Below are 18,988 nucleotides of genomic sequence, written 5' to 3'. Positions count from 1 at the left end.
TCTCGCAACGCACGGCAGCCGTGCTACCCGATCACGTACCCCCATCCCGGCCCAAAGGCCAGGGCATCCTCGAAGGAGATCAGGTGATGGCCGAGGACCGGAAGCCGAGGGTTCGGGCGCTGCTGGACTCGGTGCGTGCCGAGGGCCGTACCGCGCTCACCGCGCCCGAGGGCAAGGTGATCGCCGACGCGTACGGGATCGCCGTACCCGGCGAGGAACTGGCGACGGACGTCGACGAGGCCGTGGCGTGCGCGGCGCGGTTCGGCGGGCCCATGGTGATGAAGATCGTGTCGCCGGACATCCTGCACAAGACCGACGCCGGTGGTGTGATCGTCGGTGTGGAGGGCGCCGCGGACGTACGGGCGGCGTTCTGCCGGATCGTCGAGAACGCCCGCGCGTACGCCCCCGACGCCCGGATCGAGGGCGTGCAGGTGCAGGAGCTGCTGCCGAAGGGGCAGGAGGTCATCGTCGGCGCGGTCACCGATCCGACGTTCGGGAAGGTGGTGGCGTTCGGGCTCGGCGGGGTGCTCGTCGAGGTGCTGAAGGACGTCACGTTCCGGCTGGCGCCGGTGGACGCCGACGAGGCGCTGTCGATGCTGGACTCGATCCGGTCGGCGGAGATCCTGCGCGGGGTGCGCGGCCAGGAGGGCGTGGACCGGTGGGCGGTCGCCGAGCAGATCCGGCGGGTGTCGCACCTGGTGGCGGACTTCCCGGAGATCGCCGAGGTCGACCTCAACCCGGTGATCGCGACGGCGGACGGCGCGGTCGCCGCCGACATCCGTGTGATCCTCTCCACCGAGACTCCGAAGGAGCGGCGGCGCTACTCGCGCGAGGAGATCCTCGCCTCCATGCGGCGGCTGATGCAGCCGCGTTCGGTCGCGGTGATCGGGGCCTCCAACGAGGCCGGCAAGATCGGCAACTCGGTGATGCGCAACCTCGTCGACGGCGGCTTCGCCGGGGAGATCCACCCGGTGAACCCCAGGGCCGATGACATTCTCGGCCGCAAGGCGTACAAGAGTGTCACCGACGTTCCCGGTGAGGTGGATGTGGCGGTCTTCGCGATCCCCGCCCGGTTCGTGGCCTCGGCGCTGGAGGAGGTGGGGCGCAAGCGGATCCCGAACGCCGTACTGATCCCCTCCGGGTTCGCGGAGACCGGTGAGCACGAACTCCAGGAGGAGATCGTGGCGATCGCCGAGCAGCACGGCATCCGGCTGCTCGGGCCCAACATCTACGGCTACTACTCGACCTGGCAGGACCTGTGCGCCACGTTCTGCACGCCCTACGACGTCAAGGGCGGCGTGGCGCTGACCAGTCAGTCGGGCGGCATCGGGATGGCCATCCTGGGGTTCGCGCGGACGACGAAGACCGGCGTGTCGGCGATCGTCGGGCTCGGCAACAAGTCGGACCTGGACGAGGACGACCTGCTGACCTGGTTCGGGGAGGACCCGCACACCGAGTGCATCGCGATGCACCTGGAGGACCTCAAGGACGGGCGCGCGTTCGTCGAGGCCGCGCGGGCGACCGTGCCGAGGAAGCCGGTCGTGGTGCTGAAGGCGGGGCGTACGGCGGCGGGCGCGAAGGCCGCGGGCTCGCACACCGGCGCGCTGGCGGGCGACGACGCGGTGTACGACGACATCCTGCGGCAGGCCGGCGTCATCCGCGCGCCGGGGCTGAACGACATGCTGGAGTACGCGCGCGCGTTGCCGGTGCTGCCCGCCCCGAAGGGCGACAACGTGGTGATCATCACCGGGGCCGGCGGCAGCGGGGTGCTGCTGTCGGACGCGGTGACGGACAACGGGCTGTCGCTGATGGAGATCCCGGCCGACCTGGACGCGGCGTTCCGGGAGTTCATCCCGCCGTTCGGCGCCGCGGGCAACCCCGTGGACATCACCGGCGGGGAGCCGCCGTCGACGTACGAGGCGACGATCCGGCTGGGTCTGGAGGATCCGCGCATCCACGCGCTGGTGCTCGGCTACTGGCACACGATCGTCACTCCTCCCATGGTGTTCGCCGAACTCACCGCGCGGGTGGTGGCGGAGTTCCGGGAGCGCGGGATCGAGAAGCCGGTGGTGGCGTCCCTCGCGGGCGACGTGGAGGTGGAGGAGGCCTGCCAGTACCTCTTCGAGCACGGGGTCGTGGCGTACCCGTACACCACCGAGAGGCCGGTGGCCGTGCTGGGCGCCAAGTACCGGTGGGCGCGGGCCGCGGGCCTGTTGGGGGGCGGCTCATGACCTGAGGCCGCGAGGGGCCGGCCGGCGGGTGCGCGTCGGCCGGCCCCGAGGACCCGCGCGCGCACGAAAGGCATTGGACAGGGGGCGCTGGCCAGAACTTTCGACGCTAGGGGTGCAATCGACATGACAACCACCGATGTCTCAAGGGTCGCCGCCTACCGGGAGGTGACCGACAGGAACGGACGCGTCTACCGCGTGGGCGAGTCCGACATCGACATCATGGGGCGCAAGCGCAAGTGGATGGTGATCCTGCCCTGGATCGGCATGATGGGCATCTCCTCCGCCGAGTACGCGTTCGCGTCCGCCGAGGACACGCTCCACGAGGCCCACCACTGGTCCAGCGGCAGCATCTACTGGATGATGACCGCCTGGGTGTTCTGCCAGGCGGCGGTCGCCTTCCCGGCGGGGCGGCTGCGGGAGAGCGGCAGGCTGCCCGCGCGGTGGGCGATGATGCTGGGCTCGGTCGGCACGCTGCTCGGCTATCTGTCGCTGGCGTTCGCGCCGCACGTCGCGCTCGCCTTCATCGGGTTCGGCGTGTTCAGCGGCATGGGCGCCGGCATGGTGTACGCGACCTGCGTCAACATGGTCGGCAAGTGGTATCCGGAGCGCCGGGGCGGCAAGACCGGCTTCGTCAACGGCGGCTTCGCCTACGGCTCGGTGCCGTTCGTCTTCATCTTCCACGGCTACATGGACACCTCCAACTTCCGCTGGGTGCTGGTCTCTGCGGGTGTCTTCCTCGCCGCGATCGTGGCCGTCGCCGGCTTCTACTTCCGGGACCCGCCGAAGAACTGGTGGCCGGCCGCCGTCGACCCGCTGAACCCGCCGGACGACCCGCGGGCCCGGCGTTCGCTGGAGAAGAACCCGCCGGCCGTCAAGCAGTACTCCCCGATGGAGGCCTGGAGGACCGGCCGGGTGGCGTTGATGTGGTTCTGCCTCGCCTGCACCTCCGGCGTGAACATCTTCGGCATCGCCTTCCAGGTCGACATCGGTGAGGACGCGGGCTTCGCGGCCGGCATCGTGGCCACCGCGATGTCGCTGAAGGCGATCGTCAACGGCACCGGGCGCGGTGTCATCGGCTGGCTCTCCGACCTGTACGGCCGCAAGAAGTGCCTGCTCTACGTGTGCGTCATCCTGGGCCTCGCCCAGTTCGGCATCATCTGGTCGGCCGAGATCAAGAACCTGCCGCTGTTCCTGGTCTTCTCGGCCGTCTCCGGCTTCGGCGGCGGCGCCATCTTCCCGATGTTCGCGGCGCTGACGGCGGACTACTTCGGTGAGAACAACAACGCCACCAACTACGGGATGGTCTACAGCTCCAAGCTCGTCTCGGGACTGGGCGCGGGCATGGGGGCCGTGGTCGTGGGCGCCTGGGGCTACAACGGCGCCTTCACCCTGGCGGGCTGCATCTCGCTCTTCGCCGGCGTCGTGGCGCTGTTCCTGCATCCGCCGGGACGCGCCAAGGGCAAGCACGTCACGCCCAACCCGCGGCCGCTCGGCGAGGGCTGACCCGACAGAACCTCCCCCCACACGGACCGGGCGGCCCCTCCCGCGGCACGCGGGAAGGGCCGCCCGGTCCGTCTTCCGCTCAACGGCGGCGCCTGCGCAGGGCCGCCATGTTGTCGTAGCTGATCTTGGCCTCGCGCAGCGACTGCGCGGGGTCGGTGGCGCTCGGGGAGTTGTCGTCCTCGACCATCGGGTTGTGGTAGTTCCGCTCGCCGACCCGCGAGAAGAACGTCGTGTAGTCGATGACGCCGGTCCCGAAGGGCACCATGTCGTAGCCCATGCCGTTGGTCGTGCTGACGACGCCGTCCTTGGCGTGGAACAGCGGGTAGCGCTTGTTGTTGCGGGCGACCAGGCCGGCCGGGTCGAAGACGTTCTTCCTGGTCGAGCCGTCGTGGGCGGTGTACGTGTGGAACTTGTACTGGGCGACGTGCGCCCAGAAGATGTCCATCTCCAGCCAGACGAGCCGGGGGTCGGTGATCTTCAGGAAGTACTCCAGCTTCCGGATGCCGGAGCTGCGGGTCGGCCGGCCCTGGTCGTCCAGCGGGCCGCCGTCGAGCAGGAAGCCGTAGGCGCTGTCGTGGTTGTGGGTGTAGAGCTTGATGCCCTCGTGGCGGGCGATCTCCCCGAGGGCGTTCCACTTGTCGGCGGCCACGTCCCAGTCGGCGCGGTAGGAGCTGCCGGTGGGGTCGCCGCCGGTGCCCATGTGGTCCATGCCGAGGATGTTGGCGATCTCCAGGTGCTTCTTGAAGGTGTCCTTGTCCGCCGCGGTGAGCGGCCAGGAACCCGGGATGAAGCCGTGGTTGCCCTGGGCGCGCAGACCGTAGTCGTCGAGCCAGCGGCGCAGCAGCTTCGCGCCCTCGACGGTTTCCAGGTTGTCGCCGCCGGGTGCGTTCGCGTGCTGGCGGTAACCGGCGAACTCCACCTGGCGGTAGCCGTGGCGGGAGAGCTGCTCGAACACCTCGCGGAAGCCGGAGGGCAGGTCGCTCGCGAGCGGGTCGCGGGCGGTGGCGTCGCGGACGGTGTAGAGGATGATGCCGCGCTTGTGCGGCGGGACGAGCACCTGCCCGCGCCCGTGTCCGTGGTCGTGGTCTCTGTCCCGGCCGTGGGCCAGGGCGGGGGCGGCGCCGAAGACGGGGGCGGCGACGGCTCCGGCCGCCACGGCGGTGCAGGTGCTGAGGAAACGGCGCCGGTCCACACCGAGGGTGCGGCGCAGTCCCTCGTCCGGGGCGTCGGCTTCGGTGCGGGAGGGGTCGGAATACAGGGTCACGAGTGGCCTGCCTTCTCGGTCGTGGCCGGTTCCGGTCCCGCCGGGGCCGGCCGTTGTCAGTGCCGTGTGTTTCACTCTCAGTAGTCGGATCTCGGGGGCCGTACCGGGTGGTGCGTCAGCCGAGTCCGGCCAGTTGGAGCAGGAGTTGTTTCACATCGGTGGCCGCGACGCGGTCTCCGACAGCGCGGGGGGTGGAGCAGATGAGGAGCGGACCGTCGTCGTCGCTCGCGGGGAGGCGGCCGTGGCTGCCCCGAATAGGTGAGGGGTCCAGGGGCACGACCGCCATGCGGTAGCGCATGCCGAGCTTCTTGCGCGCCAGCGCGCCGGCCGCCTTGACCTTGACGTAGGGGTCGAGGGGATCCATGAAGAGCTCGACCGGGTCGTAGCCGGGTTTGCGGTGGATCTCGACGAGCTGCGCGAAGTCGGGCGCGCGGTCGTCGTCGAGCCAGTAGTAGTACGTGAACCAGGCGTCGGGTTCGGCGACGGCGACGAGTTCGCCGGCGCGCGGGTGGTCGAGGTGGTGGGCCTTCTTGCCCTCGTCGTCGAGGAGCTGCTCGATGCCGGGCAGTCCTTCCAGGGCCGCACGGGTGGCGTCGAGGTCCTCGGGGCGGCGCACGTAGACGTGGGCGAGCTGGTGGTCGGCGACCGCGAAGGCGCGGGAGGCCATCGGGTCGAGGTACTCCATGCCGTCCTGGGTGTGCACCTCGAGCAGGCCCGCGCGGCGCAGGGCGCGGTTGATGTCCACGGGCCGGTTCACTCGGGTGATGCCGTACTCGGACAGGGCGACGACGGTACGGCCCTCGGCGCGGGCGTCGTCCAGCAGCGGGGCCAGGGCGGCGTCGAGGTCGGTGGCCGCCTTCAGGGAGCGCGGGTCGTCGGGGCCGAAGCGCTGGAGGTCGTAGTCGAGGTGAGGGAGGTAGCACAGGGTCAGGTCGGGGTGGCGGGTGCGCATGATGTGGCGGGTGGCGTCGATGATCCACCGGCTGGAGACCAGGTCGGCGCCGGGGCCCCAGAAGTGGAAGAGGGGGAAGGTGCCGAATTTCTCGGTGAGTTCGTCGTGCAGGGCGGGCGGCCTGGTGTAGCAGTCGGGTTCCTTGCGGCCGTCGGCGTAGTAGACGGGGCGGGGGGTGACGGTGATGTCGGTGTCGGCGCCCATGGCGTACCACCAGCAGATGTTGGCGACGGTGTAGCCGGGGTGGGCGCGGCGGGCGGCGTCCCAGAGCTTGTCGCCGGCGACGAGGCCGTTGTGCTGCCGCCACAGCAGTACGTCGCCGAGCTCGCGGAAGTACCAGCCGTTGCCGACGATGCCGTGCTCGGAGGGCATGGTGCCGGTGAGGAAGGTGGACTGGGCGGCGCAGGTGACGGCGGGCAGGACGGTGCCGAGCGGGGCGCGGGAGCCGGACCGGCCGAGCGTCTTGAGGTGGGGCATGTGGTCGAGGAGACGGGGGGTGAGGCCCACGACGTCGAGGACGAGCAGGGGGGTGGGACCGGTCATGGGAGTTCCTTCAGGCCGAGGTCCGTCAGGAGGTCGCGGGCCAGGGTGAGTTCGGCGGCGATGCCGTCGGCGAGCTGGGTGCGGCCGCGGGGGCGCAGCTCGGGCGGGAGGGCCTGCCAGGTGTAGGTCTCGACCTCCAGGTGGCGGGTGAGGGGGTGCGGGCCGCCGACGAGCCGGGTCAGGACGGACTTCAGGACGGGCAGCGTGGAGGTGAGGGGCGCGGCGGGGGCCGCGTGCAGCGGGACGTGGAAGTGGGAGCGCCAGGGAGCCGCGTCGGGCAGGGCGTCGCCGGCCAGGGCCTCGTCGAGGTCGTCGGTGCCGCGCAGCCCGGCCAGGGTGGAGGTGCGGGTCTGGTGCAGGAAGCGGGGTTCGGCGAAGGCGGCGAGCGCCTCGCGGACCTCGGGGAGGTGGGGCTGTTCGGCGTGCAGGGCGGCGGAGAGCTGGGACTTGACCACGGACACGCCGGCCCGGGTGAGGTCGTCCAGGGCGGTGTGCGGGTCTTCGAAGGAGGTGGCGAGGTGGCAGGTGTCGACACAGATGCCGACGCGGTCGTGGGCGATCGCGGTGAGCGGGGCGATGGCGTCCCGGGTGGTCTCGACGACGCAGCCGGGTTCCGGTTCCAGGGCCACGCGGATGGAGCGTCCGGTCAGTTCCTGGAGGGCGTCGAGGCGTTCGGCGAGAGTGCGCAGGGCGGTGCGGGCCGTCTGCGCGCGCTGCTCGTCGTAGGCGGTGCGCCAGGCCAGCGGCAGGGTGGAGATACTGCCGTCGGTGACGTCGTCGGGGAGGAGTCCTGCGAGAACGCGGGCCAGGGAGGTGGTGTGCTCCAGCCGCTCGGGATCGGCCCAGTCGGGTTTGTAGACGCGGTACTTGACCTCCTCGGCGCCGAAGCCCTCGTAGGGGAAGCCGTTGAGGGTGACGACCTCCAGGCCGCGCCGGTCGAGTTCGCAGCGCAGTCCGCGCAGGGCGGCGGGGTCGGTCACGAGGGCGTGCGCGGCGTCCTTGGCGAGCCACAGGCCGATGCCGAGCCTGTCCCGGCCGAGGCGGCGGCGGACCGGCTCGCAGTGGTCGCGGAGCTGGGCGAGGACACCGTCCAGGGTTTCGGCGGGGTGCACGTTGGTGCAGTAGGCGAGGTGGACGGTGGAGCCGTCGGGGTGGCGGAAGCGCATCGCTCACGCCTCCGTGGCGGGGGCGCCGGCCGGCTGTGGCTCGTCTCTCGGCGCGCCGCGCAGGATGGAGTTGCCCTCGTGGGTGGCGCCGGGGGCGTCGACGTCGAGGTTCAGGCGGCCGCTGAGCCCGTAGAAGGCGACGGGGTTGCGCCACAGCACCCGGTCGACGTCGTCCTCGGTGAAGCCCTCGGCGAGCATCAGGTCGGCGACCTTGCGGGTCTTGAGGGGGTCGCTCCTGCCCCAGTCGGCGGCGGAGTTCACCAGGACCTGCTCGGGGCCGTACGCGCGCAGGATGGCGACCATCCGTTCCTCGTCCATCTTGGTGTCGGGATAGACGGAGAAGCCGAGCCAGGCGCCGCTGTCCTTGGCCTCCTTGACGGTGGTCTCGTTGAGGTGGTCGACCAGGACACGGTCGGTGGGCAGGGCGGACTCGCGGACCACGTCCAGGGTGCGGCGCAGCCCGGCGAGCTTGTCGCGGTGCGGGGTGTGCACCAGCGCGGGCAGGCCGTGGTCGGCGGCGAGCTGGAGCTGGGCGGCGAGGGCGGTGTCCTCCGCGGGGGTCATGGAGTCGTAGCCGATCTCGCCGACGGCCACCACGTTGTCCTTGACGAGATACCGGGGCAGCGCGTCGAGGACGGGCGTGCAGCGCGGGTCGTTGGCCTCCTTGGGGTTGAGGGCGAGCGTGCAGTGGTGGGCGATGCCGTACTGGGCGGCGCGGAAGGGTTCCCAGCCGAGGAGGGCGTCGAAGTAGTCGAGGAAGGAGGCCGGGGAGGTGCGGGGCTGGCCGAGCCAGAAGGAGGGCTCGACGACGGCGCGGACGCCCGCGGCGTACATGGCCTCGTAGTCGTCGGTGGTGCGCGACGTCATGTGGATGTGGGGGTCGAAGATGCGCATCAGGACTCCTTGCCGTGGGGGTCGTCCGTGCCGTGCGGCGGGGTGGCGGGGGCGGAGCCGGCCAGGGCCAGGACGCGGTGCAGGTCCTCGGGGACGGTGCGGCCGGCGGCGGTGCGTTCCGCGGCGTAGTCGCCGAGCATGCGGGCGAGTTCGCCGTCGCCCCGGGCGCGCCGGTCCAGGTCCGCCACGTGGTCGAGGCCGACGCCGGTGAACAGGCACTTCAGGACCGCGTGCCGCCAGGCGTGGGCGTCCAGGTGCCGGGCGGCGTAGGGGCCGAGGGCGGCGGCGACGAGCCGGGTGTCGTTGGTGCGCAGGGCGTCCTCGACGAGCGGGAGGGCGTCGGGCCCGTCGGGCACGAGGTGCGGCAGGGCGTGCAGGACGGCACGGCGTTCGTCGGCGGTGCCCTGGAAGTAGACCCGGGTCAGGGCGTCGGCGTCGGCGTGGGCCGCGTGCAGGATGAGGACGCGGGCGGCGTCGGCGTGGGCGGGGCCGCAGCGGCGGCCGGCCTCGGCCAGGCGCAGCTCCCACACGGAGATGGGCCCGTGGGTGCCGGGGTGGGCGGTGGCCTCGTCCAGGGCCTGGTCGAGCCAGGCGCGGGCGGCTCCGCCCAGCCGGCCGGCGAGGCGGCGGCGCAGTTCGGCGGGCGGGGTGAGGGCGGGGGTGGTGCCGTCACCGGGGGCCGCCGGCCCGCCGGTGGTGTCTGCCTCCGGGGTGGCCGGCGTGGCATGGGGGCGGGTCATGGGGTTCTGCTCCCTTCGGGGGTGGCGGAGGGATCGCCGTGCGGTGGGACGGAAGGGGCGGCGTGACGGAGGAACGGGAGGGAGCGGGCGGCGAAGTGGGGGCCCGCGTGGGAGTGGCGGGGCAGTTCGACGACCGTCAGGCCCTGGTAGCCGGTGGCGGCGAGGGTCGCGAGGACGGGCGGGAAGTCGATCTCGCCGTCGCCGAAGGGAAGGTGCTCGTGGACGCCCCGGCGCATGTCCTCGATCTGGACGTGGCGCAGCCAGGGGGCGGCCTCGCGGACGCAGTCGGCGGGCGGGAGGGGTTCGAGGCACTGGCAGTGGCCGAGGTCCAGGGTGAGGCCGAGGGGCTCGGGATCGCCGAGCGTGCGGCGCAGGTGGTGGAAGTCGGCGAGGGTGGCGAGGAGGTGGCCGGGTTCGGGTTCGACGGCGAGGGGGACGCCGGCGCCGGCGGCGGCGTCCAGGACGGGGGTGAGGGTCTCGGCGAGGCGTTTCCAGGCGGTGTCCTCGTCGGTGCCGTCGGGGACGATGCCGCTGAAGCAGTGCACGGCGTGCGCGCCGAGGTCGGCTGCGACGCGGACGGCGCGCAGGAGGAGGTCGACGCGGCGGGCGCGGTCGTCCGGGTCGGCATCCAGCAGCGACGGGCCGTGCTTGCGGCGGGGGTCGAGCACATAGCGGGCGCCCGTCTCCACGGTGACGCCCAGGCCGAGCTCGTCGAGGCGGTGCGCGACCCGGCGGGTGCGGGCGGCGAGGTCCGGGGCGAGCGGATCGAGGTGCATGTGGTCGAGGGTCAGGCCCACGCCGTCGTAGCCGAGGTCGGCGAGGAGGGCGAGGGCGTCGTCGAGGCGGAGGTCGGTGAGGCCGTTGGTGCCGTAGCCGAAGCGGAGGGGGGACGCGGTGGCGTCGTTCGGGTTCCGGTTCACGTGATGCTCACCTTCCTCATGCCGGCCCTCTTCGCGAACGCCCGGCCGGCCGGGGCGAGGGCCGCGACGAGCAGGGAGGTGACGGCCGAGCCGGAGCGGGCGGCCAGCGCGGCCTGGAGCGGGATGGTGGCCCGGATACCGCCGCCGACGGCGCGCTGCGTGAGCGGGGGTGAGGGGTTGAGCGCGGCGTGGACGTAGGGCCGGGCGGCCGTGGCGGCGTAGGCGGCGCCCAGGGCTGTGGCGAGGGCGCCGGCGGCCCCGGGCGGGCGCGCGGCGGGGCTGGAGCCCGGCAGGCCGGGGGCGGCTGCTGCCCGCCGGCCTGCCGGGAGTCGGGTGCGGCGGTGGGTGACCAGCCGGGTCAGTACCCCCGTCGTCGCGAGGGCCGCCAGCGGGGCCAGGGCCGAGCCGCCGGTGGTCTCCCGGCGGGAGACGGCCGTGACCGCGAGGGTGTGCGTGCCGAGCAGTGCGGCGGAGGGCAGTGCGGCGCGGGTGCCGCCGCCGGTGGCCGCGGCGCCCAGGAGCAGGTCGAGTCCGCGGGCGGCGGCCATGGCCACGGGGCCTGCGGGTGTGTGCTTCAGGGCGAGGTCGTAGGCCCAGACGGTCGCCGCCAGGGGCGCGGCCACCGCGAGGGCGGGGCGTCCCGCGCCGGCGGCGAGCGCCAGTCCGGCGCCGGTGAGGGCACCGGCGGCGGTGAGGGCGGCGGCCGGACGGATGCGGCCGGACGGCAGGGGGCGGTGCGGGCGCTCCACGGCGTCCTCGGCACGGTCCGCCCAGTCGTTCAGGGCCATGCCGGCCTCGTACAGGCACAGGGAGGATCCGATGGCGAGCAGGGTGCGCGGTCCGGGGCGCACACCGGCCGCCGCCGCACCGGCCAGGGCGTCACCGGGGACGGTGAACAGCGCGGGCAGGCGCAGCAGTTCCGCCCACGCGGTCGCGCGGCCGCCCTGTGCGGGCATGTCCCGCGCAGGGCCGCCCCGTGCGTGGGCCGTCGGGGTCCCGTGCGGGTCCGATGTGGTTGATCGCGCAGTTCCCCGCACCCCCGGGGAGTCGCCCTGCACCGGCATGTCCTCCGCAGGGCCGCCCCGTGCGTGGGCCGTCGGGGTGCCGTGCGGGTCCGATGTGGTTGATCGCGCAGTTCCCCGCGCCCCTGGGGAGTCGCCCTGCACCGGCATGTCCCGCACAGGGCCGCCTTCCACAGGCCCGCTCCGTGCGGGTCCGCCGTGGGTGTCGGGTGTCGGGCGGGTCATCGGTGGGCCTCGGGGGCGGTGGCGGTGTCGCGCAGCCGGTCGGTGAAGTGCACGAGGTCCCTGTACTGCTCGGCCAGGGACGACGGGCCGTCGCCGACCGGGTCCTTGAAGTAGAAGCCCAGCTCGCTCAGCGGGCCGGTCAGGCCCTTCTGCCGGGCGCGGACGGTCAGTCGGGCCAGGTCGAGGACGAGGGGGGCGGCGAGGGAGGAGTCGCAGCCCTGCCAGGTGGTCTGGAGGATCATGCGGGCGCCGAGGAAGCCGTCGAAGGCGATGTGGTCCCAGGCGGTCTTCCAGTCGCCGAGGGCCGGTACGTCGTCGATGTGGACCTCGCCCTCGGGGGTGATGCCGAGGGTGTCGGCGAGGACGCGTTCCTTGCCGGCGTTCTTCGCGGCGGCGGCAGCGGGGTCGGCGAGGGCGGCACCGTCACCGCCGCCCAGGAGGTTGGTGCCGGACCAGGCGCGCACGGCGAGGGCGCGCTGGAGGAACATCGGGCCGAGCACGGAGCGCAGCAGGGTCTGCCCGGTCTTGCCGTCGCGGCCCGCGTACGGCAGGCCGGAGGAGGAGGCGAGCTCGGCGAGCGCCGGGTGGTGCAGTCCCGTGGAGGGGGTGAAGTTGACGTAGGGGCAGCCGGCGCGCAGGGCGGCCGCCGCGTAGAGGGAGCTGGGCGGCAGGGAGCCGTCGGTGGGGGCCGGTTCGGTGGAGGCGACGTTGATGACGACGGCGCCCGCGAGGTGCTGGCGGCGCACGAAGTCGCGGATGTCGGCCGCGAAGACGTCGGTCCACTCGTCCTGGGTGCGTCCGGTGTCACCGGGCGGGGGGCCGCCGGGCCTGATCTCCCGGTCTGCGGCGACGAGTTCGGCGTGCACGGCGGACGGCAGGCCGTGCGGCAGGACACCGCCGTCGGCGAGGTGCTCGGCGCGTTTGGGCAGCGGGCAGTCGACGGTGTCGTGGCCGCCGAAGACGAGGGACGACAGCGAGGGCAGACCGCATGTGGTGAAGGGGGCGGTCTCGGTGACCATGCCGGTCGGCGGGTGGAGCCCGGCGGCGACGGCGGCGCAGCCCGCGATCGCGGTCGTGGCGACGGAGCCGCGTGCGCCGATCAGCCAGACGCCGAAGCGGGGGGCCGGGGAGGGGGCGGGGAGGGACGGTTCGGCGGACATGGGCAGCCTCCTTGTCGTACGCGAACCTGGTGCGAGTGCCGGTGGGGGGATGTGCGGGGTGCCGGGCGCGGGCCCGGCGGGACGGCGGGCGGAGGTCCGGCGTCCTCCGCCCGCCGCCGTTCCGGTCGCCCCCTCGTCAGGGGGCGGGGCGCCCTAGGAGGGCAGTTCCTTCAGCTGGATGTCGCGGAAGGAGACCTGGTCGTCGGCGCCGTGGTTCTGCAGGCCGATGTAGCCGTCGGTCAGGCTCCGCTCGGGGTCCTTGTTGGTGAAGTCGTTGATCTTGACTCCGTTGAGGAACACCTGGAGGCGTTCGCCCTGGACCTTGATCTCGTAGGAGTTCCACTGGCCGGGCGGCCGCAGGACCTGGTCACGGGCCTTGATGTTCGCCGACTTGAAGGAGTAGACGGATCCCGTGGTGCGGTCCGCCGCGTCCGTGGCGTCGATCTGGATCTCGTAGCCCTTGTTCACCGCGGACCAGGGGTCGTCGGAGGCGGGGAAGCCCACGAAGATCCCGGAGTTGTCGTCGCCCTGCATCTTCCAGTCGAGCTTCAGGGAGTACGACTTCAGCTCCTTGGCCTGGTACCAGAGCAGGCCCATGCCGCCCTCGGTCTCCATCACGCCGTCCTTGACGACGAACTTGCCGGGGCCGGCCTGCTTCCAGCCGTCCAGGGTCTGGCCGTTGAAGATCTCCCGGTAGCCCTTGTCCGGCTTGCAGTCCGCCTTCACCTGGCCGGTGGCGTACTGCATGCCGCCGAGCAGGTGGGTGCGGAAGGCCGCGTCGGCGTACGACTCCTTGGTGTGGCCGCCGCCGGTGTAGAAGGAGCGTCCGCCGCCGTAGCTCTGGCACCAGGCGATCGGGTGGTCGCCCTTCATGGTGCCGCCGGAGTAGGTGGTCTCGTCGAGGGTGGCGAGGACCTTGGCCTGCTCACGCGGGTTGGTGCGGTAGTTGTACCACTCGTCGGTGCGCTCCCAGGCGTCGCCCAGGTGCGCGGTGGACGGGTGGTCGTGGTCGTGGACGCGCACGGTGGCCTTCTGGATGGCCGGGTGCGAGTCGAAGTAGGCGCCGACGAGGCCGCCGTAGAACTCCCAGTCGTACTCGGTGTCGGCGGCGGCGTGGATGCCCATGTAGCCGCCGCCGTTCTTGACGTAGTTCTCGAACGCCGCCTGCTGGTCGGCGTTCAGGACGTCACCGGTGGTGGACAGGAAGGCGACCGCGTCGTACTTGGCGAGGTTGGCGGTGGTGAACTGCCGGGCCTCCTCGGTCGCGGTGACCGAGATGCCGGCCGGGGCGCCGAGCTCCTTGAGGGCGGCGACGCCCTCGGGGATGGAGTCGTGGCGGAAGCCCGCGGTCTTGGAGAAGACCAGGACCTTCTTGCCCTTCTTGAACGGCTCGGTGGAGAACTCGAAGTCGTCCACGTCGTACAGCGCGCCCTCGCCGCCCCGGAAGACCAGGTAGATCTCCGTGGTCTTCTTCGGCAGGGACCGCAGCGGCACGTCGACGTCCTGGAACGTCTCCCAGCCGCCGGTCGGCGGGATGTACGCCGAGCCGTGCAGCTTGCCGGTGGGCGAGCCGGTGCGCAGTTCGACGAAGCCGCCGGAGCCGCCCGAGGAGGCTCGTACGGTCATCTTCTTCTGGCCCTTGAACAGGTAGGGGCTGAAGGAGATCCAGTCACCGTCGTCGATGTTGCCGACGGTCTTGCCGCCGTTGGCTCCGGTCTTGTCGATCACCGACACGCCCTGCTGGGCGCCGAAGTGCTCGGCCTGGCGGTGCAGCGGCTGGATCACGGCGCGGGCGGTGCCGGTCAGGGCCTCCTGGCCGTTCGCCCCGCCGTCGGTGTAACTGGCGCCGACGACACCGTAGATGTTGGCGTTGGGGTCGTGGCCGCCGTCGCCGGCGGGCGGCTTCAGGGTGCCCTCACAGCCCATCTCGCTGGTGAGCTCGTGGGCGTGCGAGTCGTGGCCGAGGCTGTAGGCGACCTTGACCTTGGAGCAGTCGATCGTCTCCTCGGGGTCGGTGACGGTCACCTTGAAGGGGACGGGCTCGCCGAAGGGGGCGAGGCTGCCGTTGCCCGGCAGGGTGATCTTCACCGTGGGTTCGGTGTTGCCGACGACGATCCGGGTGCTGGCGCTGCCGGTGTTGCCCTCGGGGTCCTTCGCGGTGAAGGTCGCGGTGTAGGTGCCGACCTTCTTGTACTTGTGGGTGGGGGTGAGTCCCTCGCCCTTGGTGCCGTCGCCGAAGTCCCAGCTGTAGGTGAGGTCCGGGGAGTCGGCGTCGTCGGCGGTGCCGGTGAACTGCACCTTCAGGCCGGCCGCGCCGGACGTCCGGTTCGCGCTGACCCCGGCGATCGGGGAGAAGCCGTCCTCGGCGTTCTCGATCCGGTACAGCGCGGAGTTCTCGTCGCCCTGGAACCAGGAGACGCCGTAGTCGAGGACGTAGAGCGCGCCGTCGGGGCCGAACTCCATGTCCATGATCTGGGTGCCGGTCCACGGGAAGTCGTTGATCTTCGCGACCGTGCCGTCCTCGTTCTGCTCGATCCGCTTGATCCAGCGGCGGCCGAACTCACCGGCGAAGAAGTCGCCGTCGTACGCCTCGGGGAACTTCACCGAGGAGTCGAGCTCGGGGTCGTAGCGGTAGACCGGGCCGCCCATCGGGGACTCGGAACCGGTGCCGAACTCGGGTACGGAGGCGCCGTCGTACGGGATCCAGGCGGCCTGCGCGGGCGGCAGGTCCTCGAGGCCGGTGTTGTGCGGCGAGGTGTTCTTCGGGGCGGCGCAGTCGAACTTCGGTCCGGAGGTGCCGGTGGCGAAGTCGTAGTCGTTGTAGGCGTCGTTGTCGCCGGTGCAGAACGGCCAGCCGAAGTTGGCGGCCTTGGTCACCTTGGCGAACTCGACCTGCCCGGCCGGGCCGCGGTTCGGGTCGGCGGCGCCGGCGTCGGGGCCGTAGTCACCCACGTAGACGGTGCCGGTCGGCTTGTCGATGTTCATCCGGAACGGGTTGCGGAAGCCCATCGCGTAGATCTCGGGGCGGGTCTTCTCGGTGCCCGGGGGGAAGAGGTTGCCTTCCGGGATGGTGTACGAGCCGTCCTCGGCGACCTTGATGCGCAGGATCTTGCCGCGCAGGTCGTTGGTGTTGCCGGAGGTGCGGCGGGCGTCGAAGGCGGGGTTGCGGTCGGCCCGTTCGTCGATCGGCGTGTAGCCGTCGGACTCGAAGGGGTTGCTGTCGTCGCCGGTCGACAGGTACAGGTTGCCCTCGGCGTCGAAGGCGATGTCGCCGCCGACGTGGCAGCAGATGCCCCGGGAGGTCGCGACGTCGAGGACCTTCTTCTCGCTGGCCAGGTCGAGGGTGCCGTTGGGGTTGAGGACGAAGCGGGAGAGGCGGTTGACGCCGTCGAACTTCGCGAAGTCGGCGGCGGTGCCGGTCGACGGGGCGTCGCCCGCGGGGGTGTCCAGCGGCGGGGCGTAGTAGAGGTAGATCGCCCGGTTGTTCTCGAAGTCCGGGTCGATGCCGACGCCCTGGAGGCCTTCCTCGTCGTGGGTGTAGACGGGGATCTTGCCGGCGACCTTGGTGACGCCGCCCTGGTCGGTGAGGCGCAGTGTGCCGTCGCGGGCGGTGTGCAGGACGCTGCGGTCCGGGAGCACGGCGAGCGACATCGGCTCGCCCATCTCCGGTTCGCCCTTGGCGAGCGGCACCTGCTGGAACTGCCCCTCCGCCGCGGCCGGTTCGTCGTGTTCCGGGTGGCCGGGGTGGGCGCCGGCGACGGTGGCCGGGGTGCCCACGGCCAGCAGCAGGCCGGTGAGCAGGGCGAGGCCGGTGCGCAGCCTGGGGCGCCGCGTGGCGCGGGTGGTTTTGAGTCTGGTTCTGTGCACGAAGTCCCTCCGGGAACGGGGTGGAGCCGTACGGAACAGGTGCGAAGACGTGGGGGGTGCGTGCGGGCGCCGGGGTGCGTTGTCACCCCGGAGACGTGGGTGTCCTGAACACTTCAGGGACGGTAACCGCGTTCTTCCGGGGCGAACACCCCTTGGACCGGGACCGGTTGAACTTTTTCCCATCTCAGGACAAAGCGGGATCCGGGCAGGCCGGATCCGGGGACCGGCGGATGGTCCGGTCCCCGTCCCCGGCCTGCGGCCGGGCCTCGGATCAGCTGTTGAACGCGGCGTCGAAGGACGCGCTGGGCGGCTCGAAGTCGAAGGCCTTGAGACGGGTGAGCGCCTCCGGGGCGCCCTGGAGCCGGTCCATGCCGGCGTCCTCCCACTCGACGGAGACGGGCCCCTGGTAGTCGATGGAGCGCAGCATGCGGAAGACGTCCTCCCAGGGGACGTCGCCGTGCCCGGCGGAGACGAAGTCCCAGCCGCGCCGGGGGTCGCCCCAGGGCAGGTGGGAGCCGAGGCGGCCGTTGCGGCCGTCGAGGCGCTTGCGGGCCTCCTTGCAGTCGACGTGGTAGATCCGGTCGCGGAAGTCCAGAAGGAAGCCGACCGGGTCGAGGTCCTGCCACACGAAGTGGGAGGGGTCGAAGTTGAGGCCGAAGGCCGGCCTGCGGTCGACCGCGTCCAGGGCGCGGACGGTGGTCCAGTAGTCGTAGGCGATCTCGCTGGGGTGGACCTCGTGCGCGAACCGCACGCCCTCGGCGTCGAAGACGTCCAGGATCGGGTTCCACCGCTCGGCGAAGTCCTCGTAGCCGCGCTCGATCATCGACTCGGGGGCGGGCGGGAACATGGCGACCAGGTGCCAGATGGCGGAGCCGGTGAAGCCGATGACGGTGTCGACGCCGAGGAGGGCCGCGGCGCGCGCGGTGTCCTTGATCTCGGCGGCGGCCCGCTGCCGTACGCCCTCGGCCTCGCCGTCGCCCCAGATGCGGGCGGGCAGGATCGCCTGATGGCGTTCGTCGATGATGGCGTCGCACACCGCCTGCCCCACCAGGTGGTTGGAGATCGCCCAGCACTTCAGGCCGTACTTCTCCAGGAGCTGGTGGCGTCCGGCGACGTACGCCGGGTCGGCGAGCGCCTTGTCCACCTCGAAGTGGTCGCCCCAGCAGGCGAGTTCGAGGCCGTCGTAGCCGAAGTCGCGAGCGAGTCGGCAGACCTCCTCCAGTGGCAGGTCCGCCCACTGGCCGGTGAACAGCGTGAAGTTGCGCGGCATCCGTATCCGTCCTCTCAGGCGGCGATCGGTGTGTAGACGGAGTTCTTCTCGGCGCTCTCCTCCACCGCGGCCAGGACGCGCTGCACCTGGAGCCCGTCGGCGAAGGAGGGTTCGGGGCCGCGGCCCTCGGCGACCGCGTGGACCAGGTCGCGGGCCTGGTGCACGAAGGTGTGCTCGTAGCCGAGGCCGTGGCCCGGCGGCCACCAGGCGTCGAGGTAGGGGTGTTCGGGTTCGGTGACCAGGATGCGGCGGAAGCCCGCGTGCGTCCCGGGCTCGGTGCCGTCGTGGAACTCCAGCTCGTTGAGCCGTTCCAGGTCGAAGGCGAGCGACCCGCGCTCGCCGTTGAGTTCGATGCGCAGGGCGTTCTTGCGTCCGGTGGCGTACCGGGTGGCCTCGAAGGAGGCGATGGCCCCGGAGGCGAAGCGGCCGGTGAACAGGGCGGCGTCGTCGACGGTGACCTGCCCGGTGCCGGCGGCGGTGACGGCGGCCAGGCCGGCACTGGGCGCGGTGAGCAGCGGCCGCTCCCGTACGAACGTCTCGGTGAGCGCGGAGACACCCGCGAGCCGCTCGCCGGACAGGTACTGCGCCAGGTCGACGATGTGCGCGCCGAGGTCGCCGAGCGAACCGGAGCCGGCCTGCTCGCGGCGCAGCCGCCAGGTCAGCGGGAACTCCGGGTCGACCAGCCAGTCCTGCAGGTACGCGACCCGCACGTGCCGCAGTTTCCCGATCCGGCCCTCGGCCACCATCCGCCGGGCCAGCGCGGTCGCGGGGACCCGGCGGTAGTTGAAGCCGACCATCGCCGACTGGCCGCGCGCCGCCGCCTCCTCTGCGGCACGGGTCATCGCCTCGGCCTCCGCGACGCTGTTGGCGAGGGGCTTTTCGCACAGCACGTGCTTGCCGGCGGCGAGCGCGGCGAGGGCGATCTCGGCGTGACTGTCGCCGGGGGTGCAGATGTCGACGAGGTCGACGTCGTCCCGTTCCACCAGGGCACGCCAGTCCGTCTCGGTCTCCGCCCAGCCGTGCCGGTCGGCCGCCGCGCGCACGGCGTCGGCGTCCCGGCCGCAGATCACGGCCAGTTCGGGGCTCATCGGCAGGTCGAAGACGCGGCCCGCGGTGCGCCAGCCCTGGGAGTGGGCGGCGCCCATGAAGGCGTAACCGACCATGCCGATACGCAGGGGCGGCTTCCCCCTCCGAGCCCCGTCGGACGCTTGCGGCTGTGCCATTCGGATGT

General features: G+C 72.2%; 13 protein-coding genes. 2 read left to right on the top strand and 11 right to left on the bottom strand.

Features of this window, described 5'->3' with window-relative positions; translation table 11 throughout:
* Window positions 1–86: 86 nt before the first annotated feature.
* Together ACF1DX_RS30065 and ACF1DX_RS30060 are read left to right on the top strand one after the other, a co-directional pair.
* On the top strand, window positions 87–2,231 hold the full coding sequence (locus tag ACF1DX_RS30065) for an acetate--CoA ligase family protein (RefSeq protein WP_391794271.1): 2,145 nt from the start codon (window positions 87–89) through the stop codon (window positions 2,229–2,231).
* Window positions 2,232–2,354: 123 nt separating this feature from the next.
* Window positions 2,355–3,734 carry an OFA family MFS transporter gene (locus ACF1DX_RS30060; RefSeq protein ID WP_391794270.1) on the top strand — a complete coding sequence of 460 codons (1,380 nt, stop codon included), beginning with the start codon at window positions 2,355–2,357 and terminating at the stop codon, window positions 3,732–3,734.
* A gap of 79 nt (window positions 3,735–3,813) precedes the next feature.
* On the opposite strand, the gene ACF1DX_RS30055 is transcribed toward ACF1DX_RS30060, so the two are convergent.
* The 11 genes from ACF1DX_RS30055 to ACF1DX_RS30005 form a co-directional block, all read right to left on the bottom strand.
* Entirely contained in the window at window positions 3,814–4,998 is a 1,185-nt protein-coding gene (locus ACF1DX_RS30055; RefSeq protein ID WP_391794269.1) for a sugar phosphate isomerase/epimerase family protein, read from the bottom strand.
* Window positions 4,999–5,113: 115 nt separating this feature from the next.
* Window positions 5,114–6,493 (bottom strand): alkaline phosphatase family protein, encoded by a 1,380-nt coding sequence (locus ACF1DX_RS30050; RefSeq protein ID WP_391794268.1) that lies wholly within the window; start codon window positions 6,491–6,493, stop codon window positions 5,114–5,116.
* On the bottom strand, window positions 6,490–7,659 hold the full coding sequence (gene eboE, locus ACF1DX_RS30045) for a metabolite traffic protein EboE (RefSeq protein WP_391794267.1): 1,170 nt from the start codon (window positions 7,657–7,659) through the stop codon (window positions 6,490–6,492). The genes ACF1DX_RS30050 and eboE overlap by 4 nt, the downstream gene beginning before the upstream one ends.
* A 3-nt stretch (window positions 7,660–7,662) precedes the next feature.
* Window positions 7,663–8,553: a TatD family hydrolase gene (locus tag ACF1DX_RS30040; RefSeq protein ID WP_391794266.1), complete on the bottom strand. Its 891-nt coding sequence runs from the start codon at window positions 8,551–8,553 to the stop codon at window positions 7,663–7,665.
* Window positions 8,553–9,293 (bottom strand): EboA domain-containing protein, encoded by a 741-nt coding sequence (locus tag ACF1DX_RS30035; RefSeq protein WP_391794265.1) that lies wholly within the window; start codon window positions 9,291–9,293, stop codon window positions 8,553–8,555. Before ACF1DX_RS30035 ends, ACF1DX_RS30040 begins: the two co-directional genes overlap by 1 nt.
* The gene (locus ACF1DX_RS30030; RefSeq protein ID WP_391794264.1) at window positions 9,290–10,213 is read right to left on the bottom strand and encodes a sugar phosphate isomerase/epimerase family protein; all 924 of its coding nucleotides are present in this window, start codon (window positions 10,211–10,213) and stop codon (window positions 9,290–9,292) included. Before ACF1DX_RS30030 ends, ACF1DX_RS30035 begins: the two co-directional genes overlap by 4 nt.
* Complete coding sequence (locus ACF1DX_RS30025) at window positions 10,210–11,169, bottom strand: SCO3242 family prenyltransferase (RefSeq protein ID WP_391794263.1); 960 nt, start codon at window positions 11,167–11,169, stop codon at window positions 10,210–10,212. The genes ACF1DX_RS30030 and ACF1DX_RS30025 overlap by 4 nt, the downstream gene beginning before the upstream one ends.
* Window positions 11,170–11,456: 287 nt before the next feature.
* Complete coding sequence (locus ACF1DX_RS30020) at window positions 11,457–12,620, bottom strand: inositol-3-phosphate synthase (protein WP_391794262.1); 1,164 nt, start codon at window positions 12,618–12,620, stop codon at window positions 11,457–11,459.
* Between the two features lie 153 nt (window positions 12,621–12,773).
* Window positions 12,774–16,487 carry a ThuA domain-containing protein gene (locus ACF1DX_RS30015; RefSeq protein ID WP_391794261.1) on the bottom strand — a complete coding sequence of 1,238 codons (3,714 nt, stop codon included), beginning with the start codon at window positions 16,485–16,487 and terminating at the stop codon, window positions 12,774–12,776.
* 271 nt (window positions 16,488–16,758) lie between these two features.
* Window positions 16,759–17,757, bottom strand: coding sequence for a sugar phosphate isomerase/epimerase family protein (locus ACF1DX_RS30010; protein WP_391794259.1), 999 nt, complete (start codon window positions 17,755–17,757; stop codon window positions 16,759–16,761).
* Between the two features lie 14 nt (window positions 17,758–17,771).
* Window positions 17,772–18,980: a Gfo/Idh/MocA family protein gene (locus ACF1DX_RS30005; RefSeq protein ID WP_391794258.1), complete on the bottom strand. Its 1,209-nt coding sequence runs from the start codon at window positions 18,978–18,980 to the stop codon at window positions 17,772–17,774.
* Between the last annotated feature and the right edge of the window lie 8 nt (window positions 18,981–18,988).

Source organism: Streptomyces sp. NPDC014676, from assembly GCF_043084105.1.
Classification (GTDB): domain Bacteria; phylum Actinomycetota; class Actinomycetes; order Streptomycetales; family Streptomycetaceae; genus Streptomyces.
This window is presented reverse-complemented; position numbering and strand designations above follow the sequence as displayed.